This is a genomic window from Sphaerospermopsis sp. FACHB-1094, from assembly GCF_014696195.1.
Lineage (GTDB): Bacteria > Cyanobacteriota > Cyanobacteriia > Cyanobacteriales > Nostocaceae > Sphaerospermopsis > Sphaerospermopsis kisseleviana.
On record NZ_JACJPT010000012.1, the window covers coordinates 30,654 to 56,231 of the forward strand.

The 25,578-nt window shown below is 40.1% G+C and carries 18 protein-coding genes and 1 CRISPR repeat array; of the genes, 12 read left to right on the plus strand and 6 right to left on the minus strand.

Features of this window, described 5'->3' with window-relative positions:
* Nucleotides 1-219: 219 nt before the first annotated feature.
* Both H6F47_RS28790 and H6F47_RS05545 read right to left on the minus strand, forming a co-directional pair.
* Nucleotides 220-1,314, minus strand: a complete 1,095-nt coding sequence (locus tag H6F47_RS28790) for a GAF domain-containing protein (protein WP_190647993.1) — start codon at nucleotides 1,312-1,314, stop codon at nucleotides 220-222.
* A 32-nt stretch (nucleotides 1,315-1,346) separates the two neighbouring features.
* Nucleotides 1,347-2,123, minus strand: a complete 777-nt coding sequence (locus tag H6F47_RS05545) for a MinD/ParA family protein (RefSeq protein WP_137667999.1) — start codon at nucleotides 2,121-2,123, stop codon at nucleotides 1,347-1,349.
* Between the two features lie 119 nt (nucleotides 2,124-2,242).
* Here H6F47_RS05545 and H6F47_RS05550 point away from each other — a divergent pair, with 119 nt between their 5' ends.
* Genes H6F47_RS05550 through H6F47_RS05570 form a run of 5 tightly spaced genes read left to right on the plus strand, consistent with a single transcriptional unit; the run spans nucleotide 2,243 to nucleotide 11,379 of the window.
* Nucleotides 2,243-3,421, plus strand: a complete 1,179-nt coding sequence (locus H6F47_RS05550; protein ID WP_190647995.1) for a hypothetical protein — start codon at nucleotides 2,243-2,245, stop codon at nucleotides 3,419-3,421.
* A gap of 40 nt (nucleotides 3,422-3,461) precedes the next feature.
* Nucleotides 3,462-4,568 carry a cyclic nucleotide-binding domain-containing protein gene (locus tag H6F47_RS05555; RefSeq protein WP_190647997.1) on the plus strand — a complete coding sequence of 369 codons (1,107 nt, stop codon included), beginning with the start codon at nucleotides 3,462-3,464 and terminating at the stop codon, nucleotides 4,566-4,568.
* 38 nt (nucleotides 4,569-4,606) lie between these two features.
* The gene (locus H6F47_RS05560) at nucleotides 4,607-6,229 is read left to right on the plus strand and encodes an NHLP bacteriocin system secretion protein (RefSeq protein WP_137668002.1); all 1,623 of its coding nucleotides are present in this window, start codon (nucleotides 4,607-4,609) and stop codon (nucleotides 6,227-6,229) included.
* 6 nt (nucleotides 6,230-6,235) lie between these two features.
* Nucleotides 6,236-8,446 carry an NHLP family bacteriocin export ABC transporter peptidase/permease/ATPase subunit gene (locus tag H6F47_RS05565; protein ID WP_190647999.1) on the plus strand — a complete coding sequence of 737 codons (2,211 nt, stop codon included), beginning with the start codon at nucleotides 6,236-6,238 and terminating at the stop codon, nucleotides 8,444-8,446.
* 2 nt (nucleotides 8,447-8,448) lie between these two features.
* The gene (locus H6F47_RS05570; RefSeq protein WP_190648000.1) at nucleotides 8,449-11,379 is read left to right on the plus strand and encodes an NHLP bacteriocin export ABC transporter permease/ATPase subunit; all 2,931 of its coding nucleotides are present in this window, start codon (nucleotides 8,449-8,451) and stop codon (nucleotides 11,377-11,379) included.
* Between the two features lie 40 nt (nucleotides 11,380-11,419).
* On the opposite strand, the gene H6F47_RS05575 is transcribed toward H6F47_RS05570, so the two are convergent.
* Together H6F47_RS05575 and H6F47_RS05580 are read right to left on the minus strand one after the other, a co-directional pair.
* Nucleotides 11,420-12,889: an FAD-binding oxidoreductase gene (locus H6F47_RS05575; RefSeq protein ID WP_190648002.1), complete on the minus strand. Its 1,470-nt coding sequence runs from the start codon at nucleotides 12,887-12,889 to the stop codon at nucleotides 11,420-11,422.
* Between the two features lie 910 nt (nucleotides 12,890-13,799).
* The gene (locus H6F47_RS05580) at nucleotides 13,800-14,081 is read right to left on the minus strand and encodes a glutaredoxin family protein (protein WP_190648004.1); all 282 of its coding nucleotides are present in this window, start codon (nucleotides 14,079-14,081) and stop codon (nucleotides 13,800-13,802) included.
* 865 nt (nucleotides 14,082-14,946) lie between these two features.
* Between H6F47_RS05580 and H6F47_RS05590 the strand changes: the two genes are divergently transcribed.
* The 3 genes from H6F47_RS05590 (at nucleotide 14,947) to tal (ending at nucleotide 18,174) form a co-directional block, all read left to right on the plus strand.
* The gene (locus H6F47_RS05590; RefSeq protein ID WP_137667822.1) at nucleotides 14,947-15,411 is read left to right on the plus strand and encodes a DUF29 domain-containing protein; all 465 of its coding nucleotides are present in this window, start codon (nucleotides 14,947-14,949) and stop codon (nucleotides 15,409-15,411) included.
* Nucleotides 15,412-15,676: 265 nt separating this feature from the next.
* Nucleotides 15,677-16,714: a class 1 fructose-bisphosphatase gene (gene fbp, locus H6F47_RS05595; RefSeq protein WP_137667823.1), complete on the plus strand. Its 1,038-nt coding sequence runs from the start codon at nucleotides 15,677-15,679 to the stop codon at nucleotides 16,712-16,714.
* A gap of 314 nt (nucleotides 16,715-17,028) precedes the next feature.
* Nucleotides 17,029-18,174, plus strand: coding sequence for a transaldolase (tal, locus tag H6F47_RS05600; protein WP_137667824.1), 1,146 nt, complete (start codon nucleotides 17,029-17,031; stop codon nucleotides 18,172-18,174).
* On the opposite strand, the gene H6F47_RS05605 is transcribed toward tal, so the two are convergent.
* Nucleotides 18,152-18,295, minus strand: a complete 144-nt coding sequence (locus H6F47_RS05605; protein WP_190648005.1) for a hypothetical protein — start codon at nucleotides 18,293-18,295, stop codon at nucleotides 18,152-18,154. The genes tal and H6F47_RS05605 overlap by 23 nt on opposite strands.
* A gap of 137 nt (nucleotides 18,296-18,432) precedes the next feature.
* Here H6F47_RS05605 and zwf point away from each other — a divergent pair, with 137 nt between their 5' ends.
* Both zwf and opcA read left to right on the plus strand, forming a co-directional pair.
* On the plus strand, nucleotides 18,433-19,962 hold the full coding sequence (gene zwf / locus H6F47_RS05610) for a glucose-6-phosphate dehydrogenase (RefSeq protein WP_096566088.1): 1,530 nt from the start codon (nucleotides 18,433-18,435) through the stop codon (nucleotides 19,960-19,962).
* Nucleotides 19,963-20,083: 121 nt separating this feature from the next.
* Entirely contained in the window at nucleotides 20,084-21,454 is a 1,371-nt protein-coding gene (gene opcA / locus H6F47_RS05615; RefSeq protein WP_190648007.1) for a glucose-6-phosphate dehydrogenase assembly protein OpcA, read from the plus strand.
* Nucleotides 21,455-21,636: 182 nt separating this feature from the next.
* Nucleotides 21,637-22,045: a CRISPR direct-repeat array (repeat unit 37 nt; unit sequence GTTTAAACAACAATCAGTCCTCAGAACTTCTAGAAAC).
* A gap of 348 nt (nucleotides 22,046-22,393) precedes the next feature.
* On the opposite strand, the gene H6F47_RS05620 is transcribed toward opcA, so the two are convergent.
* A complete protein-coding gene (locus H6F47_RS05620) occupies nucleotides 22,394-24,274 on the minus strand; it encodes a zinc ribbon domain-containing protein (RefSeq protein WP_190648009.1) in 1,881 nt (626 codons plus the stop codon).
* Between the two features lie 469 nt (nucleotides 24,275-24,743).
* On the opposite strand from H6F47_RS05620, the gene H6F47_RS05625 reads away from it, so the two are divergent.
* Together H6F47_RS05625 and H6F47_RS05630 are read left to right on the plus strand one after the other, a co-directional pair.
* Nucleotides 24,744-25,070, plus strand: coding sequence for a hypothetical protein (locus tag H6F47_RS05625; RefSeq protein ID WP_137667828.1), 327 nt, complete (start codon nucleotides 24,744-24,746; stop codon nucleotides 25,068-25,070).
* The gene (locus H6F47_RS05630; RefSeq protein WP_137667829.1) at nucleotides 25,067-25,543 is read left to right on the plus strand and encodes a hypothetical protein; all 477 of its coding nucleotides are present in this window, start codon (nucleotides 25,067-25,069) and stop codon (nucleotides 25,541-25,543) included. The genes H6F47_RS05625 and H6F47_RS05630 overlap by 4 nt, the downstream gene beginning before the upstream one ends.
* Nucleotides 25,544-25,578: the final 35 nt, after the last annotated feature.

Here is a 25,578-nt window from a genome sequence, read left to right on the forward strand (position 1 = left end):
ATCAAAAAATTTGGAGCTAATGGATAGCTAAAACTATTCCCTACCACCACGGAAAGACTTTCTCTGCAACCCCTACTTGATAAAATAAACATTAAATTTTAGCGTGGTTGATACCAACGCCTAACCCATACAGCCCGCATTCAGCAGCTTAAAAACCGAAATTACCGATTGTGAACCCAGGGGTATGGAATGCGTTATTCAGGAATATTAACGGGTCTTTCAGCTAATATTGTTATTGTTTCGGAGTCGATCCGCACGTTGCTGCAAATTTTGAAAGAAATCACCCCCAACAATCTCAGCAACTTCGCTTTCTTTCTTCGATTGGTCGATTTGAATTTGCAATGATAATACTTGTTGTTTTAACTTCTGTTCTCGTTTGTGGAACTCCCGAAACATATGAATAGCTGCTGTTGCTTGGTTAGCTAAAGCACTTAAAAACTCTAAATCTTCACCAGTATAACGAACCATGGGAGATAAATTATCGACGTATAATACCCCAATATTTTCCTTATAGTTTTTCAGTGGAACACACATACAATTCTCAATCCCAGATCGCACAATAGACGCAGAGTCATTAAAATCAACCTGGGGGTTTTCCGTGATAATTGCATCTCCACTTTCATAAGCAAGATTAACGATTTTACGACTGTAAAAATCTTGCGTATTATGAATATACTCCCGTGACTTGACTGCTTTTGCTTCTAGTTTCTGGGAATCTTCATCTACTAGGAGAATTACCGCCCGATCAATTTTCATAATTTGAAATAGTAGATCTAGTATCTTCTGCAAAAGTTCATTGGGTTCGTTGGGAGAACAAAGTTGTTTACTTATTTCTAGGAGAATTTTCAGTTTGTTTACTTGGTGTTCCTGGGTGTGAGTATTGAAGTTAAGAACAGAGTCATCGCTAGACTGTTGGTCTAATAAATTTTCCAGTTTTTCAGGAACTTGGGGGATAGGAATTTGTTTGAAATTATTGCCTAAATATTGTTGTTTAGCCTCAAACTGCTCTAACCCAGATGTAGTCAGGTGGTGAACAAATTTAAAAGAGGAACTACCAAAAGCAACTTGGTCACCTTCACAAATTTGATAAATATCACCGATTTGCATTCCATTGACAAAAGTGTGATTACGACTTCCCAGATCATGAACTGTCACACAGTCAGGAGTGACATGAATTTGGGCGTGGTAACGAGATACAGTTTGCTCAATGAGAGCAATAGTATTATCCATTTGGCGACCAATGGTGTTAACTCCCAGTGTTAATTGATAAACTTTTTGGTTACCAGTTGCAGGAGCGTAGATTAAATAAGGCACGTCTGCTAGTCCAATATGGTTTAGCTATTAGTTTAAATAGTAAATGTTTTACCAGTGATTTGTTGAGCCATTCTTTGCATAACTTTACTGATAGCATGGTTTTTATATTTGATGGTGAATATCCCTTGACTGGCTAAACGCAGCATATCCTGAGAGTCTGGCAGAATACCCAATACTGGTACATTATATGTATTTGTGACTTGTTGGCTCATTTGTTCAAAGTCGTATTCGGGTAGGGCTTTATTAACTATGAGAAACATCTGAGGGACTTTGAGACGGCTGGCCACATCTACTGTCACGGCTGTTCCCTGAAAATCTTGTTGATCAGGTCGCAAAATCAACAGCACAACTTGGGAAGCTGTTAAAGAAAGTAAAGTTTCTTCACTTAGACCAGGATGAGTATCAATAAATAAATAATCTAAGTTCAGGGTTTTAATCAGATGCTCATATCCTGCAAATAACAATTCTGGATCAAAACCTTGTCTTAATATCCGAGAAATATCATTAACTTTGACACTGGCTGGGACTAAGTAAAGTTTACTATTGGGAGTACCCTGTCCTTCTAAAACATAACTCACATCATGGGCAGCATCGCTGATTTTATTCTTCCCCCACAGAAAATCATTCAGAGTTGTACGGCCTTGTAGATCTCCTAAACCAAATAGAATATGAATTCCAGGGGAAGGGAGGTCAGTGTCAATAATCCCAACACGATGTCCTTGACTAGCAACCAACGTTGCCAAATTGGCTGTGGTATTTGATTTACCAGTACCGCCCCGATAAGAGTGGATAGAAATAATTTTTGACATGGCTTAAATACCGAAATTATGAAAAATGTTACAAAAATAAAACATCCGAGTAAATTATACAACAACTTTTTCATCTATTATTAACCATAACATACTTTTTTTTGCTCTTGGCGGTAGCAATGAATTCCTTAAAATTTTGCACCGATACTTTAGCAGCTTATGGAGCTAATGAGTCAGAAGTTCTGGAACTACTGGCTTACAATCAAAATGTTTTTACTCTTCCTGGGGTAGAATACCTGCACCAAAGCGAATCTGAACCTTATCTTGCTACCTGGGAGCAATATGTCCAGGAATCTCATCTTATAGGGGCTTATCCAACTTTGCAGACGCACTTGGTGCAACTGCAATTTCCGATTGTCGGAGGTATCAGTGAAACATCAGAATATCGGGCTGCAACTCGCAAAGGCAAATCAACTGCACAGATGAAAATGGCTACCGGGCTAACTTTACTAGCACCAGAAAATCTGCAACTATATATTCATCAAACCTTAGCGGGTGGGATTCCGGTTTTGGTAGCAGGTAATAGACATGATTTTGTTAGCTTAGTCCAAGCTTTAACTAAACGCAATGAACCGCACTCTATTCCAGAATCAATGGGTGCTTGTATTGTGCAAGGATATAACAACTGGGATCGGGTAAGACAATATCAACAGGAATGGTTAGAGAAACAACAAGATCCAAATCAGTCAAATTGGGAAACGGAATTTCAAAACTTAATTCAACGTCCAGAACTATATCGTGACCGATTTATTTTATTGAGTTCAGGAGTATATAGCAACGTTAGGGGGGCTGAGTTAGGGCTGGAGGAAAAACAATGGTTAGAACTATCAGTCAAAATTCGCTTAGAACATGAATGCACCCATTATGTAACACGCCGTTGGTTTGGCTCGATGCGAAATAATATACTCGATGAGTTGATTGCAGATTATCGAGGAATTGTCAACGCTATAGGTTATTATCGGGCAGATTGGTTTTTACACTTTGTCGGTTTAGAAGCTTTTCCCACCTATCGTCAAGGAGGTAGATTAGAAAATTATCGGGGAGAGCCTTCACTTTCCCAAGGGGCGTTTATAGTTTTACAAAGGCTGGTGAAAACAGCAGCGGAAAATATAGAAGAATTTGACCAAAAGTTTCGCCAATCAGCCAAAACAAGACAAGAAGAAATGTCAATATTGATTGCCTTAACAACTCTCAGACTGGAAGAATTAGCATCTGCACAAGGAGTATTCCTGATAGAATCAGCCCTCAATGATGTTAAACATCTGCTTTCCCCAGGTTGTGAAATTACACCCCTGTAAGTCCAACCTTTTAAACCTTGATGATTAAATAGGTGAAATTATGATAGACCTTTTTCACAAACAGTTAAGTAATAGCGATATCCAATGGCTGAAAGAAAACGGAAACATAGAGAAAATTGCATCAGGAGATGTGTTAATTGAACAAGGGCGATCGCCTGATTATTTATATCTAGTAATTAGCGGTAAACTCAGCGGCAGTATTAGTCAAAATCAAGGTGGTAGGCTGGGGCGTGTTTTTGCTGCCCTGGAGGAAGACCAAGATTTAGAAGCAGAAATTTCCAGCTTTAACCCTGGAGAAGTGATTGGCAAAATATCTGCACTAGAAATAACTCCAGGAATAATGACTGTAAAAGCAAGACAAAATTCCGATCTCCTAGCTATTTCCTCCGCCAAACTGCAAGAGAAAATAGCAGATGACTTTGGTTTTGCCGCCCGATTTTATCGGGGAATTGCTACTTTACTGTCAGAACGTTGGCGACAACTAGTACAGAACTTTTTACGTCAGCAAAAAGGACAAATTCCGCCCCTAGAGGATGTACCGCTCATTTTTGGAGAACTGAGTGACAGCGACGTTGATTGGATGTTAGGGGCGGGAAGATTGATACAAATATCAGCGGGAGAAGTTCTCATCCGCAATGGCCAGCAAATCGAAAATCTGGATATTATCCTCCAAGGAGTAATGGCGGTTTTAGTCAAAGAAGAACAACCCAATCGGCTGTTTAGTGTTTTCGGGCTTCTAGAAAACGATGAACAACCAGATGGATTATTAGAACAAGAGATCATCCGTCTTTACAGGGGGGAAATTGTTGGAGAAGCGATCGCCATAGATAAACCCACCTCAACCTCAACCTTAACAGCCTTAGAAAATTCCATTTTACTGAGAATTAGCGAACAACAACTATTAGTAAAACTACAGCAAGATGTAGGAACAGCATCCCGTTTTTATCGAGTTGTTTGTTTGCTACTGGCGGGGAGATTGCAAGGTCTAATTAGCCGTTTGGGATACGGCAAAGGTCGTTACCAAATCGGTCAAAGTCTAGATTTAGAAACAGCCTACGAAGATGAAATTGATTTGGACATCATGGATAACTTGACTCTGGGAGGAGCAAGATTTGACTGGATGCTCAAACGATTAAAAGTCAGTTAAACCCTCAGCAAATATAAATCTTCAGTGAGTTAATTGTTATGTCAGATTCATCCAAAAAACTATTTCGTGAGGAATCCCTAGAACGCCTATCTTCACCAGAAAGGCTCGACCAACTTATGAATGTTGTCAATCCTAGAGCTTGGATACCATTAGCCGGATTGACATCTTTGGTGACAATAGCCGCAATCTGGAGTGTCCTTGGTCGCCTTCCCCTCACAGTTACCGGACAAGGTGTGTTGTTATATCCCCGCAGCGTCATCCAATTGCAAGCACCTGGTGATGGGACAGTAGTTGAACTCAAAGTTCAACCTGGAGATGAAGTCAAAAAAGGAGACATCATTGGCATTATCAGCCAACCTTCTCTAGAAAAGCAACTACAGCAAGAAAAACAAAAGCTGGCAGAACTATTGACTCAAGCACAGGACAGTAACTTAGCACTCAAAACTAGACTCGCTTCAGAAAGGATAAATCTGGACAAACAGCAGGTTAACCTGAAACTGAGCTTAAAGCGAGAGTCGATCATGCCAGAGTTACGCAGAAAAAATCTCATCCTACTAGACCAAAGTCGTGAGGTAATTCAAAAACGACTGAGTAATGATCAAAAAGTTTTACCAAGTCTGCGTCAAAGAAGTATTGAGTCTATTCAACAAAGAAGAGAAGGTCTTAATGATCGCATAGAGGAAATTAATAAATTGCTACCCCAACTGGAAACACAGCTAGCAGCTCGCCGCCAATTGTATGAACAAAAAATTGTCAGTGCGGATCTGATATTAAGCGCCCAAAGAGAATATTTTGATAGTCTAGCCCGACTCTCTGATCTGGAAGCCCAACAAAAACAGCTACAACTAGAACAGGTAAATACAGAACGACAGTATTTAGATTCGATCAACCAAAGCAACGAACTTAACGTTAAACTGCAAGAAAATCAAGTGCAGCGAGCTGATCTGGAAAGACAATATCAGCAAAGCTTGAATACCATTGACGAGATCAATAGCAAACTCCAAGAAGTTAAAAGTCAACTAGCCAGATTAGATCAAGAAGAATTAGAAGCACGGATTAATAGAAAGAATAATATCGAAGAGGTGAGAAGAAGAATAGCTCAAATAGAAAGAGAAATAGAACTAAAGAGCAAAATTATCAGTGATTATGATGGCAAGGTTTTAGAATTATCAGTTTTGCCAGGGCAGATAGTGTCTGGAGGTTCTCGTCTAGGGGCAATTAACTCCCAAGGAGCAGCAGCCAAACTCATGAGCGTTATGTACTTTGCTGATAAGGATGGTAAGCAAGTTAAACAGGGCATGGAGGTTCAAGTTACCCCTAGTCTAGTCAAGCGAGAAAGATTTGGCGGTATTCTAGGCAATGTCACAAACGTTACACCATTTCCTGTGACTATACAAGATATGTCAACTGTCATTGGCAACCAAAATCTAGCAGAAAGTCTAGCCCAAGGTTTGGCATCAGGAGGAGGGAACGCCCCGATCCAAATTTTTGCCGAACTGAAAACCGACAATACTAAGAGTGGCTATCAATGGTCTTCCTCTCAAGGTCCCGATATCCAGCTATCTCCGGGAACTACAGTACAAGTCCGAGTCAAAGTAGGAGAAATTGCACCCATAGCCTACGTTATCCCCATCTTTAGATCCATTACTGGTATTTATTAGTAAATTATGTCCATAGCATTTATTTCTAACTTGATCAGACCAAAGGATAGAGGTTACGTCCGAACTCCTACCTTACTGCAAATGGAAGCTGTAGAATGTGGGGCGGCTGCCCTTGGTATTATCTTGGGCTATTACCGTCGGATGGTTCCCTTAACAGAATTGCGTCGAGAATGTGGAGTATCCAGAGATGGTAGCAAAGCCTCCAACGTACTCAAAGCGGCTCGGTTGTACGGTTTAAATGCCAAAGGATTTAGAAAATCTTTAGAAGATGTACAGACAATTAAACCTCCTTTTATCGTCTTTTGGAACTTCAACCACTTTTTAGTAGTGGAGGGGTTTGTTGGTAAAACTGTCTATCTCAACGATCCAGGAGATGGTCGGAGAAAGATTACTTTTGATGAATTTGACCAAGGGTTCACAGGGGTAGTCCTGGTGATGGAACCCGGACCAGAGTTTAAGAAGGGTGGTAGGAAAAAAGGGATTCTTCCTGCCTTAGCCTCACGCTTGCAGACTTCCCGCACAGCAATTATTTTTTCCTTGGTGGCGGGATTGCTGCTGACAATTCCTCGCTTGGCTGTACCTGCCTTTACTCAAGTCTTTATTGATGAAGTTATAGTTCAAAACCGTACTGATTGGCTGCGTCCCCTATTGTTGGGTATGGTGGTAGCAGCCTTGCTGAGAGGCTTGTTAGCTCGCTTGCGGCTCTCCTATCTGCGAAAATTACTACTGAAACTGTCAGTTACTATGTCTGGTCAGTTTCTCTGGCATACCATCCGCTTACCAGTGGGGTTTTATGCTCAACGCTTTGCGGGAGAAATTAGTAGTCGCGCTCAACTGAACAATAAGGTTGCGGAGGTTCTATCAGGACGTTTGGCTACCACGGCCATAGACTCCTTAATGATGGTGCTTTATGCCTTGATTATGTTCTTCTACGATCCAGTATTAACTCTCATTGCCATTCTCTTTGCTTCAGCTAACTTTGTAGCCCTGCAATCCCTCTCCCGTAACCGAGTTGATGCCAATATCAGATTATCTCAAGAAACAGGGAAAGTAGGTGGAGTAGCTATTAGTGGTATTCAAAGTATTGAAACAGTTAAAGCTAGTGGCTTAGAGTCTGATTTATTTTCTAAGTTTGCCGGTTACTATGCTAAAAGCATTAACGCCCAGCAGGAATTAGGACTTTCCAGCGGTATACTAGGCAGCTTACCGACAGTGTTAACCTCATTAGCTGTCACCTCCATTTTAGTAGTAGGGGGATTTAGAGTGATGCAGGGCAGTCTGAGTATTGGGGCGCTGGTTGCCTACCAGTCTCTGACTGAGCAATTTCTTGACCCTGTGAATGAATTAGTTAACTTTGGTAGTACACTACAGGATTTACAAGCAGATTTAAACCGTCTTGATGATGTTTTAGAAAACCCAGTAGATACCGAAGCCCAGCGCGAAGTTGACCAGCAAAACTCCACCCCTGCATACACTCAAGAGTCATTTAAATTACAAGGATATGTAGAACTGCGGGGACTAACCTTTGGCTACAGTCGTTTAGAAGATCCTCTAATTTCAGATTTAAGCTTGAGTTTAAAACCAGGGGAAAGAGTCGCCTTAGTCGGTGGTAGTGGTTCAGGTAAGTCTACTGTGGCTAAGTTAGTCACCGGACTATATCAACCCTGGTCAGGGGATATCCTTTTGGATGGGATACCGCGCCAGGAAATTACTCGCCCTATTCTTGCCAATTCCCTGGCGATGGTAGAGCAGGAAATTTTTCTGTTTGCAGGTACTGTGCGGGAAAATCTGACTCTTTGGGATTCAACCGTACCGGAAGAAGATCTAGTCAGAGCCTGTGAAGATGCCGCTATCCACGATTTAATTTTGAATATGCCTGGTGGGTATAATACCCAACTTACTGAGGGGGGAATGAATCTAAGTGGAGGTCAACGTCAGCGGTTGGAAATTGCCAGGGCTTTGGTGAGAAATCCATCCGTATTGGTTCTTGATGAGGCAACTAGTGCGCTGGATGCGGAAACGGAGTTGATCATTGACAGAAACCTGCGTCGGCGTGGTTGTTCTTGTCTAGTTGTTGCTCACAGACTCAGTACGATTCGTGATTGCGATGAAATTATTGTCTTATCCCGGGGAAAAGTAGTACAGCGGGGTACTCACGAAGAATTACGAAGCAAACCTGGAGTATATACACGATTAATAGGTACTGAGGAAGGATAAATATGACTATTACTCGGCAGGGACGTATTGTTAAAGGTAATGAACCATTGCTTTTAAATGATCCTGAGAAAATTTGGTTTGTCAAGTCAGGTTCTTTAGTCTTGCATGGTATCTTGGTGGAAAACTCACAGGTGAAAGGTGGTCGCCGCTTTTTGTTTAATGTCGGTGCTGGAGAAGCTTTATTTGGCGCTAGTTTAGCACTAAGCAGCCAATCTCAAGAGTTTAGGGGCATTTTGGCAGTAGCACTAGAAGAAACTGAACTGCTGGAACTACCATTCGAGGAGTTGTTAGAGCAAGTTAAAGATGGTAACTGGGAGGCGATCGCTCTCATAGAAGGTTGGTGTTATCACTTAGGAGAATGGCTAAAACAGCATCACCAGTTGACAAGCAATAGTATTGTAGCAGAAGGAACTCACTACATATCTTTACTGAAAGAGCAAACCCTTGTACCTCCTCAATATTCCACAGGTAATGGCAAAAAAAGACAAAATATATCGTGGGTAGTCTGTCAACAAGGCAGAACTCGCTGGAGAGGAATAGAAGACTTCATCATAGATAGTTCTTCTCCCCCCATACCCTTGGTAGGTGGTACTTGGTTGGAAGCGGAAAATCCGGTTGAAGTTTATACAGCACCCCTGCAAGAAATAGCACAGGTGCAACAGTTACCGGCAAGTTTAGCCCTGTTACACACTTACTTTTTTCACCTGTTTAATGTTTTAGAGCAGCAGCATATAGAGTCAGAATTTCGGCGTTTCCAGCAAAGGCAGGAATTTAACCGCCGGATGATTGAAAGTTCTATGGAAGAACTAACTTCAATCTTAGAACCGCAACAAGTAACATTTCTACCAGAAGGAACTCCCTTACTAATTGCGGCGGGGGCTGTAGGTAGATTCATGGGGATTAAAATTCTGCCCCCGGCAGAGTCAGAAGACTTGGAACGGGTGCAAGATCCCCTAGAAGCGATCGCTCGATCTTCCCAATGCCGAACCCGTCGAGTATTGCTGATAGGGGAGTGGTGGAAACAGGAACACGACGCTTTGTTAGCCTACACCAAGGCTGATCAACCTGTAGCTTTATTACCAGGTCTAAATAATTCTTATCTGTTATTCGATCCTGAGACTTTAAGTAAAATTCCCGTCAATGCTAACATTATCGCCAACATCAAACCGGAAGCCTATGTATTTTATCGGCCGTTACCACCGTTGATTAACAAAGCCATAGATATTTTCCGTTTTGGTATCAGAGGGTATGAAAAAGATGTAGCACTAATATTCATCTTGGGTATTTTAGGATCACTGCTGGGGATGGTGACTCCCCAGGCAACGGCAATTTTAGTTAATGATGCTATTCCCGACAGCGATCGCTCCTTATTATTACAACTGGGACTGGGTTTATTTGCGGCTGCTTTGGGAAAAGCCACCTTTGAATTAGCACAACAGATTATTACCTTAAGAGTAGAAAATGCCGCTGATGCTGCCCTACAACCTGCCTTATGGGATCGCATCCTCAAATTAAGTCCTGGGTTTTTTCGCCAGTATGCCTCTGGGGATCTGGTGAATCGTCTCTTAGCGGTGAGTGAAATTCGCAGTCAATTAAGTGGTTCTACCCAACGCACACTCTTAACTGGAGTCTTTGCACTCCTCAACTTAGGGCTGATGTTTATCTATAGCTGGAAACTAGCTTTAGTGGGTGTTGGTATAACGGTCTTAGTGATGATTGTGACAGTGATTTCCAGTCGGATGTTAATCGCCAAACAGAGAAAACAAGAAGAATTAGATGGAGAGATTGATGGATTTACTGTAGAACTAATCAACGGTGTAGCTAAACTGCGTGTGGCTGCTGCCGAGGAAAGAGGATTTGCCGCATGGGCAAAAAAATATAGTTATCGAGCCAAATTACAATCAAAAGTTCAAGGAATTAACGATAGTTTAACAGTTTTCAATGAAGCCCTATCTATGGTCAGTTCCATACTGATCTTTTGGTTTGCAATTCTGTTTATTCAGATGGCGGCAGTTCAGAGAAACCCTAGCGGACTATCAGCGGGGGCATTTTTGGCGTTTAATTCGGCTTTTGGTGTGTTTATTAGCAGTGCCACAAATATTAGTAATACTCTGACTGATATTTTGGAAATTGTTCCTTTGTGGCAACGAGCCAAAACAATTCTGCAAACAGAACAAGAATCAGATCCCACCAAAGCTGATCCCGGGCGACTGACTGGCCGCATTGCTTTAGATCACGTCACTTTCCGCTATCGGGAAGATGGTCCGCTCACCCTGGATGATGTCAGCATCCATGCAGAACCGGGAGAATTTATTGCTATAGTCGGACCAAGTGGCAGTGGTAAGTCTACAGTATTTCGCCTGTTATTGGGCTTTGAGACTCCCGCCAGCGGCACAATTTATTACGATGGACAAGATTTAGCCGGGCTGGATATGCCAGCAGTACGACGACAATTAGGTGTAGTGCTGCAAAATGTCCGCATTTCTTCTTCCCCAATTTTTGACAGTATTACATCCGGGGCTTTAGTTACTTTGGATGAAGCCTGGGAAGCAGCCCGCATGGCAGGATTTGATGCAGATATTAAAGCTATGCCTATGGGAATGCACACGGTAATTAGCGAAGGGGGAACTAACCTTTCTGGGGGACAAAGACAAAGGCTATTGATTTCTAGGGCGCTGGTTTTAAAACCTAAAGTTCTGTTGATGGATGAGGCTACTAGTGCTTTGGATAATCAAACCCAGGCTATTGTCACTCAAAGTTTAGATCAAATGAATGCCACTCGTATTGTTATCGCCCACCGTCTCAGCACTATTCGCAATGCTGATCGCATTTATGTTGTGGAAGCAGGTCGAGTAGTACAGGTAGGAAATTATGATCAATTGGTTCAGGAGGATGGATTATTTGCCCGCTTGGTAGCACGACAGTTAGATTAGTTTTTGACCTGTTGCAGAGATTTCTCTGCAACGCCCTTGTTTAAAAGCAGTCATATCTACCTGGAGCTAAGATATTTTCAGGATCAAGGTTTTGTTTGAGACTACTCATAAATTGGGCATAATCATCTTGTGTTGGAGGTAAAGAATTCATGGATTGAATTCCTAATCGGTCGGGTATGTATCCAGCAGCTAACAACCACTCTAGTAATTGATCATGACAGTCCATGGCTTGTGTGTCGGACCCTGATACCTCCCGATCATACATAATGGCTATAAACAGGCGTACAGTCCTAGCTGATATACAGTTCATGCCCAAATTTGGCTCAAACTGATAAAGTTTAATTGTAGAAGCAATCACTTCTAAGGCTTCAACTATTTGTTGACCATCAAAGGGAAACAATAGGCACAGCCACACTACGCCACATTGATCCCGGTCAGGATTAAGGTCATGGGGAATCTTGGTTTTTTTACGCCAATAGGTACTTCTAATATTCTCATCATCGGGTACGCCTAATCCATCTTCCTCTGGATTTGTCTGGGCAAAATCTACTGGCTGTAATTCCTGGGGTAAGGTTTCTGCAACTATTTGACGTTGTGCTAAACCTTCCCCTTGGCTGTTCGCAAATAATGAACCACCGGCAAACCAAGGTTCTATTCCTTTCATCTCTTGTAACGATAAGGGTGTTTTACCCTGAGTTACTTTCCAAGGGTATCTTCCTTCTTTGGCTATAACTTTGTAACAATTCCAGATGTAAAAACAACTCTCTGGAATGGTTCCTTGCAGGATTAAAGTTTGCACACTATCCAGTAGTCTGGCTAAACCTGTATAATCATTAACTCGACAGCTAAAGGTCTGGTAATATTTAGGCATGGGTAGCAGCCAGACCGTCATTTGGGTGACAATTCCCAGGTTAGACTGGGTGAAAATTCCATCTACATAAGGACCAACCCCCCAACGTGCAAGGCGAGTGGTTTTAGCATGACCAAAACGACCAAATCCAGTATGAATACATTCTCCAGTTGGTAATATCACTTCTAACCCGCAAACATGAGCAAAGCGATCGCCTAAAGGACCTGAACCGTCTCCCCTTTCTAATGTGTTACCAATGACACTAGCTTCAGGAGATCCACCAATGACAGACAGAAATAAATTAGATTTTACGGACTGGAGATACTCATAAACCTGACGAAAAGTTACCCCAGGTTGTACTGTAATATAAGCAAGTTTTTCATTGTAGTCAATAATTTGATTCAGCCGTCCCAAGTCCATAATCACATTGCCATCTTGGGGGGGAACCCTAGAACCAAAGCCCCAATTTTTACCACCACTAATGGGATAAATGGGTGTTTTGTATTCATTGGCAATTTTAACGCATTCTTGTACTTGGGTGCGATCGCCCGGTCTAATTATTGCTAGTACGCGCTGTTTAGTAGCAAAGGTCGCAGTGGCAGCAGCATCAATTATATGATTTTCCGTGAGGGCATAGGAGTCAGGAGTCAGTAGGGGCAAACCCCCCGTGGTTGCCCTCTTGTGTCAGGAGGAGATTTGAAAATTTCTTTGCCATCTCTTGAAATCCCAAAAAATGCACACTTTTTCCGGTATACCCTTCAAAACCCTTGCACTAATTTCTGTGTTTATCAGCCTCTAACCTTTGATATATCAAGGTTTTAGGTTTATTCAGCAAACCCTACCTATTTATGCAGATAATAGGCAATCACTCAAGAATTAAAAGTGTTTTAGACTATAAAATCACTTATCATAAATGACTAGTACAAATGCCACAGCTACAACACCCGCCAAAGGTATACCAAAGTGCTTGTCAGTTGTTGATCCCTATATTTACCTATATTTACCTTTCCCTTAAAATATCTGGTAACCATAATAGAATAAGCATTAGCAGACAAACTACTACCAAACCAACGCTGTAGCGAAATGCTTCTTTAAGATCAAAGGACTGCTGTATGAGATAAAGTTTTGTAACCATAGGATAATATTGCCGGATAGATTTAGTTTAAGGACGGGATTTGACAAAAACTGCGAAAATGTATAAGTAAGGCTTGCCAAGAAAGTCTTTTCCTGAGATTAGAGTAGTCAGGAGGAGATTTCCAAATTCCTTTTACATCTCTCCAACTCCAAAAATTGCAACGTTTAAATAACAAAAATCTAGTCAGGGCTAGTCAAATATTAACATCCGTAACAGAAAAATATCATTAATTTTTGTCATCATATCTGATGATTGAAATCCAATAGTGCGGCTTTTAGTTAGCCCCAGTAAGCCTTGAACCTTACCAAGCTAGAAATATGTGATTATATTTTTAGTAAGCTGTTGTGCATTTAATTTGTATAAGTCTAGCGGGCATCTTGCCCGCACTACAATACTTCACTATTGGAAAAATATACAGCTTAACTACTTGACAGCTTAAGTATTGGGAATATATTTTAAAAGCAATTGTTCCAACTGCCGAACATTTGCGCGAGGAGAAGGACGGGGTATAGGTTGTAACTCCTCTGCGTTCTCTGTGTCTCTGTGGTTCGATAAAAACAACACTGGAATTTCATACTGATAAGCAGCAAACCAATCTTCACGAGTCGTAATGTCGCGTATTTCCAAATTAAAAGAAATACTTGTAATTTGTTCTAGTTTTTCTTGTAAACCTTCACAGAGATGGCAACCGGGTTTACTGTATAATATTAACTGCATTTTTAAGTGTAATCTCCATTATAATAACAACTGTATTATATATAAAACTGTATTAAGCCTTTATGGATCTAAAAATCTTTTAAGATTAGCTGCATCTGGAATATGTTAATAGGACTTACGCATTGACAGGATCAACCAAATATGAGGTATAGATTTCAGGCTTTTTAACGTGATTTTTTAATGATTTTTGAGCGATAGCGAAGCGCTGCTGCAAGCAGTTCGCTATTGATCGGAAGTTAATCGACAAAAGCCTGAAACGACGGATTTTGGTTCATGCACATCATGGTGAATTTGTACAGTGCGTAAGTCCTAGTTAAATAACCGTGACGCGATTGGAAAGCTTCAGTTGTTGAGGATAAAATTCCTGAAGATATCAGTTTAGAGAGTTTAGAAAATCCTCAAGGCTTGTTATAACAAAAGGCTCAAAAAAATGGTTTTGATATTCCTACATATAGGACTATTCAAGAAACTGGACAAGATTACGAAAAAGAATTTACTGTTCAAGTTGAAATAAATGGTAAAATCTACGGGCTGGGAAAAGGCAAGAACAAGAAAGAAGCAAAAAAACAAGCAGCGATAAATGGTTTGCGTAACCTAAACTGAATGTCAGCACCGACTGGGAATAAATTCCCAGTCTCATAGATGAAGTGATCTAAAGATGACTAAATAGAGAGAATAAGCTGTTGTTCCTTTAACTTGAATAATTAATACAAACAAGATGCTTGTGCTACTGTAACTTCAGATTTTTTAATTATACAGTTTAGCTGCACATCAGCTTATTTTTAACTTTAGTTAACTTTATTGTAGAGGCGGCTAGGCTTGTGGTATAATAAAATTAAATATACATTTAATATAGTAACTAAATATGGAAAAATTCAAGATAGAAAACGAATCAAAAAATTTATATGAGCAAGATTTTTATCTTTGGCTACAAACCACAGCCAATTTATTAGAAAGCAATAAATTTGATGAATTAGACATTAAAAATTTAATAGAAGAAATCAACAGCATGGGTAGAAGCGAGAAAAAGGAATTAAAAAGCCGTTTAATCACATTAATTGAACATTTGTTAAAACTGGAATATTGGCAGTTAGAAAAAGAAAATAATGCTAGAGGATGGCGAAATACAGTTGCGGAACAAAGATTACAAATAGAATTAACTCTGGAAGATAGTCCGAGTTTAAGAAATATGCTAGATGATATTTTTGAAGAATGTTATCAAAAAGCTAGGCAATATATTCTGAAAAGATATCAATTATCACCTAATTTATTTCCTGAAAATCCTCCTTTCTCTGTTATAGATGTTCTTAATCCAGATTATTTACCATAATTTAACGAGAATAAACCAGAAATCTAAAAATCACATCCTGAAAATCCTTAAATCCTGAAAATCCTGATTCAGACAAAATTCATCAATGTTATTTTACATGGTTGTGAGTCAGAGACTCAATGACAGCATTCCCAGTCTGAGACTAGGAACGAGAATATCAATTCTTTAGTTTATATAAAATCACATTTAAGTTATCCAAATACCTTTCTAAGATAGAAGTAGTGGCTAAAAACCGCTATAGGCAAAATCCCAGGAAGTAACCAAAATGACTCAAGTAGCAGAAACGTTAGATTTATCCAGTGATAAAGCCTTAGACCGAGATTGTACAACCTTATCCCGTCATGTCCTCCAACAACTCCAGAGTTTTGGACCAGAAGCACAGGATTTGAGTGCGTTAATGAATCGCATCGCCTTAGCTGGTAAACTGATTGCACGACGGTTTACCCGTGCAGGTTTAATGGAAGATGTTCTGGGTTTCACAGGGGAAGTGAATGTCCAAGGTGAATCTGTGAAAAAAATGGATGTCTATGCTAATGAAGTGTTTATTTCCGTATTTAAGCAAAGTGGCTTAGTTTGTCGCTTGGCTTCGGAAGAAATGGAAAAACCCTATTACATCCCCGAAAACTGCCCTATTGGACGTTATACCCTATTATATGATCCCATTGATGGTTCATCTAACACAGATATTAACCTCAGTTTAGGTTCAATTTTTTCCATCCGTCAACAAGAAGGAACAGACTTAGATGGTGAAGCTAAAGACTTATTAAATCATGGACGGAAACAACTAGCAGCAGGTTATATTCTTTATGGACCAAGTACCATGCTGGTTTACAGTATTGGTAAAGGTGTACATTTCTTTACCCTTGATCCCAGTTTAGGAGAATTTATTCTCACAGAAGAAAACGTGAAAATTCCTGAACATGGTGCTGTTTATAGTGTTAATGAAGGAAATTTCTGGCAGTGGGAAGAATCATTTAGAGAGTATATTCGTTATGTGCATAAGACAGAAGGTTATACTGCCCGTTATAGTGGGGCGATGGTCAGCGATATTCACCGAATTTTAGTACAAGGTGGTGTATTTCTCTATCCGGGTACATTACAAAAACCAGAAGGTAAGTTACGACTACTTTATGAAACTGCACCCTTGGCATATTTGATAGAACAAGCTGGAGGGCTTGCTACCACTGGAACAGAGGATATTTTGGATGTAGTCCCCAAACAACTGCACCAACGCACACCATTAATTATTGGTAGTCAACAGGATGTAGCTAAAGTCGAGTCATTTATTCAAAAAGGTCAGTAGCCAAAATCCAGTAAAAGCATTTAGTATGGCCAGTAATCGAAGCTAAACATTGGCACATTGGGATTGGAATGCAGGACTAGCAATGTTTGTATGTGAAGTAAAAAATACACTCAATTAAACTATTTCCTGGTCAAGAAACGCCGAATTATTTGATTGATAAATTCTTTTCTCCCTCTTTTCTTCCCTCTTCCTTCGTGTACTTTGCGTACTTTGCGGTTCATTCATATAAATTGGCGCTTCTCCATCAAGAAATTAGGATGAGTAAACTTCTCAACTTCACAAAAAACAATGTTAATAGGAGTTAAAAAATAGTTATGGCAACCAATCATTTATTAGAGATTAAAAACCACGGTCAAAGTATCTGGATGGATAATTTAAGCCGTGACATTATTCAATCTGGGGAACTGCAAAACCTGGTAGAAAATCAAGGAATCTCTGGTATTACCTCCAACCCAGCCATTTTTGAAAAAGCAATTACTGGTAATGCCATTTATGATGCTGACATTGAAGCGGGGATGCGTGCTGGTTTACCCACATACAAAATTTATGAATCTCTGGTTTTTGCAGATATCCGCAATGCTTGTGATATTCTGCGCCCTGTGTATGATGCGACCAAGGGACTGGATGGTTATGTGAGTATTGAAGTTCCTCCCACCATCGCCCATGATACCCAAGCTACAATAGATGAAGCCCGTCGCTATTGCCAAGAAATTGGGCGGGAAAATGTGATGATTAAAATTCCGGGAACTGATGCTGGTTTACCTGCTGTAAAGGCGACAATAGCCGCAGGAATTAACGTTAACATTACCCTGTTATTTGCAGTAGAAAGCTATGTAAATGCAGCTTGGGCTTATATTCGGGGTTTAGAAAAACGGGTAAATGAAGGTCAGGACATTAGTAAAATTGCTTCAGTAGCCAGCTTTTTCTTGAGTCGGATTGATACCAACATTGATGCTAAGATTGATGCTAAATTGCAGAAAGGCGTTGATGATATTAACCACGAAGCAAGATTGAGGGCAGTCAGAGGAAAAATTGCGATCGCTAATGCAAAAATCGCCTATCAAGAATATCAAAATATAATTGCCAGTGATAGGTGGCAAGCATTAGCAGCTAAAGGGGCAAAAGTGCAACGTCTCCTTTGGGCAAGTACCAGCACCAAAGACCCCAGTTACAGCGATGTCATGTATGTTAACGAATTAATCGGACATGACACAGTAAACACTCTACCACCTGGGACTATTAAAGCCTGTGCTGATCATTGTCATGTGAGCGACAGTTTAGAAACAGGAGTTGCAGAAGCTCATAACCTCATCCAAAGCTTAAAAGATCCTGACATCAACATCAATATTGAAGCAGTGATGTCAGAACTACTTGTAGAGGGTATTGACAAGTTTGTTCAGCCCTTCCAGTCCCTAATGAACTCTTTAGAAGAGAAACTCAAGGTATTGTCACCAGTATAGGGGATTGGGGACTGGGGACTAGGGACTGGTGACTGGGGACTGGGGACTGGTGACTGGTGACTGGGGACTGGTGACTGGGGACTGGGGAGATGGGGAGGTTGATAACGCAATCACCAATCATGAATCCCCCAATCACCAATTACCAATCACTAATCCCCCAATCACCAATTACCCATCACTAATCCCCCAATCACCAATCACCAATTACCAATCACCAGTCACCAACCTAAAATCCAAAATCTAAAATCCAAAATCCTTATGGTCAGTCTGTTAGAAAATCCCTTGCGGGTTGGTCTCCAACAACAAGGGATGGCCGAACCCCAAATTATTGTTATCTTTGGCGCGTCAGGGGATTTAACCTGGCGTAAACTCGTACCTGCATTATTTAAACTCCGTCGGGAAAGACGCATTCCCCCAGAAACTACCATTGTTGGTGTTGCCCGTCGTGACTGGACCCATGACTACTTCCGGGAACAGATGGAAAAAGGAATGCGGGAAGCTCACAGCAAAGTTGAACTGGGAGAACTCTGGCAAGACTTTTCTAAGGGTTTATTTTACTGTTCCGGTGATATTGACAACCCCGAAAGTTACCAAAAACTGAAAAACTTCCTCGCTGAACTCGACCCCCAACGGGGAACACGAGGAAATCGGATGTTTTACCTTTCCGTTGCGCCCAACTTCTTCCCCGAAGCTATTAAACAGCTAGGTTCAGCGGGAATGTTAGACGATCCCTACAAAAACCGTCTCGTTATTGAAAAACCCTTTGGGCGTGATTTAGCATCAGCGCAAAGTCTCAACCAAGTAGTGCAGAAGGTTTGTAAAGAAAACCAAGTTTACCGCATTGACCACTACTTAGGTAAGGAAACAGTACAAAACCTGTTAGTGTTCCGTTTTGCCAATGCCATTTTTGAACCATTATGGAATCGGCAATTTGTGGATCACGTACAAATCACCGTTGCTGAAACCGTAGGTGTAGAAGACCGGGCGGGATATTATGAAAGTGCCGGTGCGCTACGGGATATGCTGCAAAACCACCTCATGCAGTTGTATTGTTTAACCGCAATGGAAGCACCTAACTCAATGGATGCTGACAGTATCCGTACAGAAAAGGTGAAAGTATTACAAGCCACTCGTTTAGCAGATGTCAATAACCTGTCCCGTTCTGCCATTCGCGGACAATATAGCGCCGGTTGGATGAAAGGAGAAAAAGTCCCTGGATATCGAGAAGAACCGGGAGTTGATCCTAATTCCACCACACCCACTTATGTAGCAATGAAATTTGTGGTGGATAACTGGCGTTGGCAAGGTGTACCTTTCTATCTGCGGACAGGGAAACGGATGCCGAAAAAAGTCAGTGAAATTTCCATCCATTTCCGGGAAGTACCTTCCAGAATGTTCCCATCCGCCGCATTACAAGCAAACGCCAATATTTTGACAATGCGGATACAACCAAATGAAGGTATTTCGCTCCGTTTTGATGTGAAAATGCCCGGTGGAGACTTCCGCACCCGTTCCGTGGATATGGACTTTACTTATGGTTCATTTGGGATTGAGGCCACATCTGATGCGTATGATCGCCTGTTTTTAGATTGTATGATGGGCGACCAAACATTGTTTACCCGGTCTGACGAAGTAGAAGCTGCTTGGCGTGTAGTGACACCTGCGCTCTCTGTTTGGGACTTACCCGCAGATCCCGCTACTGTTCCTCAGTATGAAGCGGGTACTTGGGAACCAGCAGAAGCTGAATTATTAATCAACCAAGACGGCCGCCGTTGGCGCAGACTTTAAGGGGTGACTGGGGACTGGGGACTGGGGACTGGTGACTGGGTAAGAGTTTTTCCCAATGCCCCATGCCCCATGCCCAATGCCCCATGCCCCATGCCCAATTATTAATCCAAAATCCAAAATTATGGTAACTGAAGCTTCTACAATTTATTCTCTCCAAGCCCCTAAAGATGTGTGTTTGACTGATATTGAAAACGAACTCAGTCAAATTTGGCAAAGTTATGGTATTCAAGGAGAAGAAGGCGGTTTACCTGCTGCTACCCGTGCTGCAACATTTACCCTAGTGGTTTATGAACCAGAAGAAACCCAGTATTTGTTAGCCGCTATTGGTGTTTATAACGGTCCTATTGATGGGATTTTGGGACCCCAAACCCAAACTTCACTGCGGGAACTACAGAAAAAACACGGACTTCCAGAAAGCGGTATTCCCACACCGGAAACGATCAAGGTTTTACGGGAAGAATATTTTAAACTTCAGCACAGTGGGGAACATGGAGCTAGTCATGGTGCGGCGATGGGCTATACTTACAGTCCTACCAGTCCCACTATTGCTGATGAAATTGCTTTGCGTAACCCTTGCCGGATTATTGCTTTATGTCCCATTGCGGGGGAAGATGAGGGTGTAAAGGCGCAGGTTTCTGCCTATTGTCCTATTCAAAAGCAGTCTTCTAGTACATTAATTTGTTGCGAATACATTACCTTAACTGGTACTGCTGCGGCTTTGGAACGTATTGGGGGTATGATTCCCGCTTTGTTAATTGGTGGTTTGCCTAAGTTTTTATGGTGGAAAGCTACTCCTGATTCTCAAAATCCTTTGTTTAAGAGATTGGCGGCAGTTTGTAATAATGTAATTGTTGATTCTTGTAATTTTAATGCTCCTGAAAGTGATTTATTAACTTTACAAGATTTGGCAGATACAGGAGTTCCTTTAGCTGATTTAAATTGGCGACGTTTATCTGCATGGCAAGAATTAACAGCAGAAGCTTATGATGCTCCCCAACGTCGTGCAGCTTTGAGAGAAATTGATCGGGTAAATATTGATTATGAAAAAGGCAATGCCGCCCAAGCTTTATTATTTTTAGGCTGGTTAGCGAGTCGCTTGGAATGGCAACCTGTTTCTTACAGCAAAGAATTTGGTGATTATGATATTACCAATATTGTTTTTGTGTCGAAAGATCAAAGACAAATTAATGCAGAGTTAGCAGGTGTTCCTGTTGCTGATATTGGCGAAATTGTTGGTGATTTGATTGCTTTGCGTTTGAGTTCTACTAATCCTCAAGCTAATTGTGGTACGGTAATTTGTTCTGAAACCGGCGGTTGTATGCGGATGGAAACTCAAGGTGGCGCTCAATCTGCTGGTTTATTTCAACAAGTTAGTTCTCTTGCTGAACAAAAGCCGGAATATTTATTAAGTCAGCAGGTGCAACGTTGGGGGCGTGAGGCTTTGTTTGAGGAAAGTTTATCGGTGATTACGAAAACTATTAAGTTGGGTTAGTTTTCATCTCGTTTATCTCGTTCCTAGTCTCTGACTAGGAATGCTTTTTTGAGGCTCTGCCTCTTTTTTTGTCTGAATCAGGATGTCCAGGATTTTAGGATTTTCAGGATGATTTTTTATTGAACCACGAAGACACGAAGAAACGAAGGAAGAGAGGAAGAAGAGGGTTTTTTAGAGAGATGGTTTAAACAACTAAGAATCCTCAGAACTTCTAGAAACTATCTCTATCAATGCCCAAATAGGTGTTATTAGTGATGTTTAAACAACAATCAGTCCTCAGAACTTCTAGAAACTCGAGTACCAGTACGTTCTGTTTAAATAAAGACTCGACATATTGAGTTTAAACAACAATCAGTCCTCAGAACTTCTAGAAACATGAAACTATCACCCATAGACGACTGCTTACGCTAGTTTAAACAACAATCAGTCCTCAGAACTTCTAGAAACTATGTCTTTTAATAGTTGCGTAGGGTCAGACTGCTGTTTAAACAACAATCAGTCCTCAGAACTTCTAGAAACTAAATGCCGGGTTCTTATCTTAGAGGATCAGTATCGTTTAAACAACAATCAGTCCTCAGAACTTCTAGAAACCCCGCCCATTGAGATCCTTAATTAGCCTAAGTTTCAGAGCCATATTTGGCGGACCTGATCAAAAAGTCCATTTCAGCCGCTAAAGAGCATTTAAAATCTGAGGCTTGAAGTGCTGAAACCCTTAAATTGTCTAGGTTCTGAGGTTTTGGCAGATCCCCGGCATTTTTAGCCGAGCTTGTGGTTTGCCAAAAATTAAGTTGTTCCTGCCATATTTCTGGACAGTCTACGGGGATAGTCACCACACCCCTTGCTTCTGGGTTTAAATCCAAAGATCAAAACTTACAAGCCATAGATTAATCACTTAATCACCCGCCCAAACTGCGGTAATCTAATAATAATTGAAATAGATTACTTTGTCAACTTTTTCTTTTTAAATCTCTTGGGTTTTTGATACTGTAATTTTGTTAAATTATATTTCACCTCTCCCACTTCAAAGCCTCCATGTTGTTTATGATTTCTGGCAGCATTCACATCAGCTTGCTGCAATTTTTCAAATAAACTACATTCGGGATTTTTGCAAATAAACTCATGTTGAGAAACCCTTTCTCCCTTCTGCTGACAACAATGGCAAAGCTGAGAACTATAATTAGCAGAAGGTTCATTAAATTTTCCGCCTTTTTTCTCAACTTTCTCTTTAGTTTTTGCCTCCAAATCACTCAAACAACGCTGTCTCATGATCCAATTTAATCCACGTTTGGCAGATGCTCCATTGTGGGCATATCCTACCCCCTCTGGTAAGGCTTGAGGTTCAACTTGTTTGAGTAAGTTCTTAATTTTGGTATCTTCCCAGCATACATATCTATAGGTTCTAGCAATGCGGGTAGAAAGTTTATGATTAAAACAATTAGCAGAGTTAGCACCTTTTTCATGCAGTCTACTAATTTGCGCTTGTAACTTAATTTCGTTTTTGGTTTTTGGTCTTTCTCCTTTGTTTTCTGCGGCTTTCCATTGGGCATCATTAATATCTTTTATTTTGTTTAATTCTGATTGTAATTCCTCAATATGAATAGATATCCTTTCTCTAGTTATATTAGGCATAAACAAAGCCCCGTGATCTGTGGAAATAACCGCATTTACTCCCGGATCAATACCTACAGATAAATCTTTAACATCATCAAAATATGATGATTTGATTTGCTCAGAAACTTCATTATATTTACTCAAAATCTCCTGATATTCTTGACTTTCTTCTCCATATTCTTTTTTCACTTTTGGTAATTGTTTATCTAGTTTAGATTTTTCTTCCTGGAGAGGATGGGCAACTACAATATTTAGATAATATCCAGAAGGTTTTTTACTCAGGGTATAGGTTCTAGGACTGATATTTTCTAGGTTTAATCTTTGCAACCAATTTCTATCTATGACTTTTACTTCACCTATTCCTGAAATACTCACAGTGTTCTTTTCCGGGTTGATCCGGTTTGGTGGTTTTTGGTTATTGGATAATGTGGTTAATTTCCGTTCTTTATCTTTGAATTTTACCTTGCGTCTTTCTGGTAATTTCGGATCTAGAAACGCATTCCAGGAAACTTCAAAAAATTTCATTGTTCCCCCGATATAATCAGTAGGTACTGTTAAAGGGGGTAGATTTTCTGCGCTTCTGATACTGTTTAACCCATCTAAATTATCGAGTTTTTTTACATCAACTAATTCTCTACCTGCAAATTTACCACCAGGAAAGGTTTTATAACTGTGGGGTGTGGGTTTAATAGGTTGATAAGGATGTTTACCAGGAACTAATTTAGAACCTTTTTTATGTATAATTTCCCCTTTTTTATTTTTCAGGGGGATATTAATATTTTCATCTCTCACCCAACGCGGACCACCAATAGCAATTCTACAAGATAAGCCTTCATAACCACTATTACCCAAGAGTAAGGGAACTGGTATAATACCATCTAAATCAAAAGGCAACCAACGAGAAAAAATCTCAAATTTATTAATTAAATCCTTTTGTTTCTCCGTTAACTTAGGTTGTTTTTCACCATATTTGTGGCTATAGAAATCTAAAACTAATTGTTTTTGTTCGGGTTTTAATTTATCGAGGTTTTCTTTGGTTTTATCTAAGAGTTGTTGCTGTTTTTTTGCCCATTCATACCATTTGATACAATGATTGTGAAACTGGTTAGCTAGGGCTAAATTCCAAAACCATTCTAGTTGATCTATATATTGATTAAAAATTTCTTCTTGTTGTGTAGATAATGATACCTTGATTTTGATTGTTTTCATATTTGCATCCGTTTATAATCAGGACTTACGCAAAAGGAAACGAAAGTAGGGGTAATTCATGAATTACCCCTACGCAAGAATAAGGTTTTCAGTCACATCTTGCGTAAGTCCTAATAATTTTATAATTTGGTTCGGCAATTTTGGCGATCGCCTGATCATTCATCACATACAAATTTACAAAATAGCTGTTTAATAGCTGAGACTGTGCAGTTACTCAACCTGTGTATTTACAATACTACCTTCATTAAATCACAATTATAAGTCAATAGTATGTAGAATTTACTTAACTTATGTTACATTTGTATTTCTATCAATGAAGATAAATTAAGAAAAATTACGTAAACTTAACACACCACAAAATCCCCAACTTCCAAAGATATAGTTGGTAGCCAATATTTTATGATTGATTCAAATTAGGTCAAAATATGAAATATTAATAATATCAATTACCTTCAGGAGTCTGTCATTAGTGTCAGAAAAAATCCATTCTCGATATGCGGATGGAACACCAGTTTATCAAAGTCAAAGACCTCCAAGATTTGGTGAACCCATAGCCGATCCTTTAGCTCAAGGAGGGCATTCTAGATTAAGATGGGATCAATACCATCAAAGAGTTTATCAAGCTAGAGAATTTGATACCAATGGTCAACCAGTGCGAGACATTGACTTTACCAGTCCTACATATCCTAATGGTACACCCCGTCCTGATCATTTACCACCCCCTCATCAACATCTTTGGCTTGCTAATATAACAGGTGGTACTCCCACTCGTAGTAAACAACCAAAACCCCTATGAATAAACCAGAAAAATCTGCACTTACTCTAGTTATTAACCCAGAAGAAACAATAGAAAATCGCGTTTTCTTGATAGTAGATTATCTCGCTAAAACCTATCCTCAATCACAATGGAAAATTACCGAAATAGATGCAACAGGATTATCAGGAAATTGTTTAACACAGACTCTTAATAACCAACAAAATACCACAATTTATGCTCAAGAATTTTTACAAATTATTCAAGAAAATGGACAAATTATAGATTTAGAAGCAACTTTAATTAAAAATCATCAAGAACAGCAAGAAATTATTACTATTTTGATCAGAGATGGTTATTCTATAGATATTTTAGGCTGTACAGAATTATTACCTGTTAATGTCTTAAAAGATTTTATTCTAGTTGACCCTCATCTATTTGACAGTGAAGAAACTCATTTGAATTTACCAGATATGCAGCAACTAGAATTATATTCCCAAACCACTAAAATCTAACAACAATAAAATTAGAGAAAGCCAAATGCAAAATG

What these genes read in the sequence shown, in the direction of transcription:
- zwf (WP_096566088.1), top strand. Translation starts at nt 18,433, where the DNA reads ATGGTCAGTCTGTTAGAAAATCCCTTGCGGGTTGGTCTCCAACAACAA.
- H6F47_RS05580 (WP_190648004.1), bottom strand. Translation starts at nt 14,081, where the DNA reads ATGCAGTTAATATTATACAGTAAACCCGGTTGCCATCTCTGTGAAGGT.
- H6F47_RS05605 (WP_190648005.1), bottom strand. Translation starts at nt 18,295, where the DNA reads ATGATTGGTGATTGCGTTATCAACCTCCCCATCTCCCCAGTCCCCAGT.
- tal (WP_137667824.1), top strand. Translation starts at nt 17,029, where the DNA reads ATGGCAACCAATCATTTATTAGAGATTAAAAACCACGGTCAAAGTATC.
- H6F47_RS05570 (WP_190648000.1), top strand. Translation starts at nt 8,449, where the DNA reads ATGACTATTACTCGGCAGGGACGTATTGTTAAAGGTAATGAACCATTG.
- H6F47_RS05545 (WP_137667999.1), bottom strand. Translation starts at nt 2,123, where the DNA reads ATGTCAAAAATTATTTCTATCCACTCTTATCGGGGCGGTACTGGTAAA.
- H6F47_RS05620 (WP_190648009.1), bottom strand. Translation starts at nt 24,274, where the DNA reads ATGAAAACAATCAAAATCAAGGTATCATTATCTACACAACAAGAAGAA.
- H6F47_RS05565 (WP_190647999.1), top strand. Translation starts at nt 6,236, where the DNA reads ATGTCCATAGCATTTATTTCTAACTTGATCAGACCAAAGGATAGAGGT.
- H6F47_RS05555 (WP_190647997.1), top strand. Translation starts at nt 3,462, where the DNA reads ATGATAGACCTTTTTCACAAACAGTTAAGTAATAGCGATATCCAATGG.
- opcA (WP_190648007.1), top strand. Translation starts at nt 20,084, where the DNA reads ATGGTAACTGAAGCTTCTACAATTTATTCTCTCCAAGCCCCTAAAGAT.
- fbp (WP_137667823.1), top strand. Translation starts at nt 15,677, where the DNA reads ATGACTCAAGTAGCAGAAACGTTAGATTTATCCAGTGATAAAGCCTTA.
- H6F47_RS05550 (WP_190647995.1), top strand. Translation starts at nt 2,243, where the DNA reads ATGAATTCCTTAAAATTTTGCACCGATACTTTAGCAGCTTATGGAGCT.
- H6F47_RS05630 (WP_137667829.1), top strand. Translation starts at nt 25,067, where the DNA reads ATGAATAAACCAGAAAAATCTGCACTTACTCTAGTTATTAACCCAGAA.
- H6F47_RS05590 (WP_137667822.1), top strand. Translation starts at nt 14,947, where the DNA reads ATGGAAAAATTCAAGATAGAAAACGAATCAAAAAATTTATATGAGCAA.
- H6F47_RS05560 (WP_137668002.1), top strand. Translation starts at nt 4,607, where the DNA reads ATGTCAGATTCATCCAAAAAACTATTTCGTGAGGAATCCCTAGAACGC.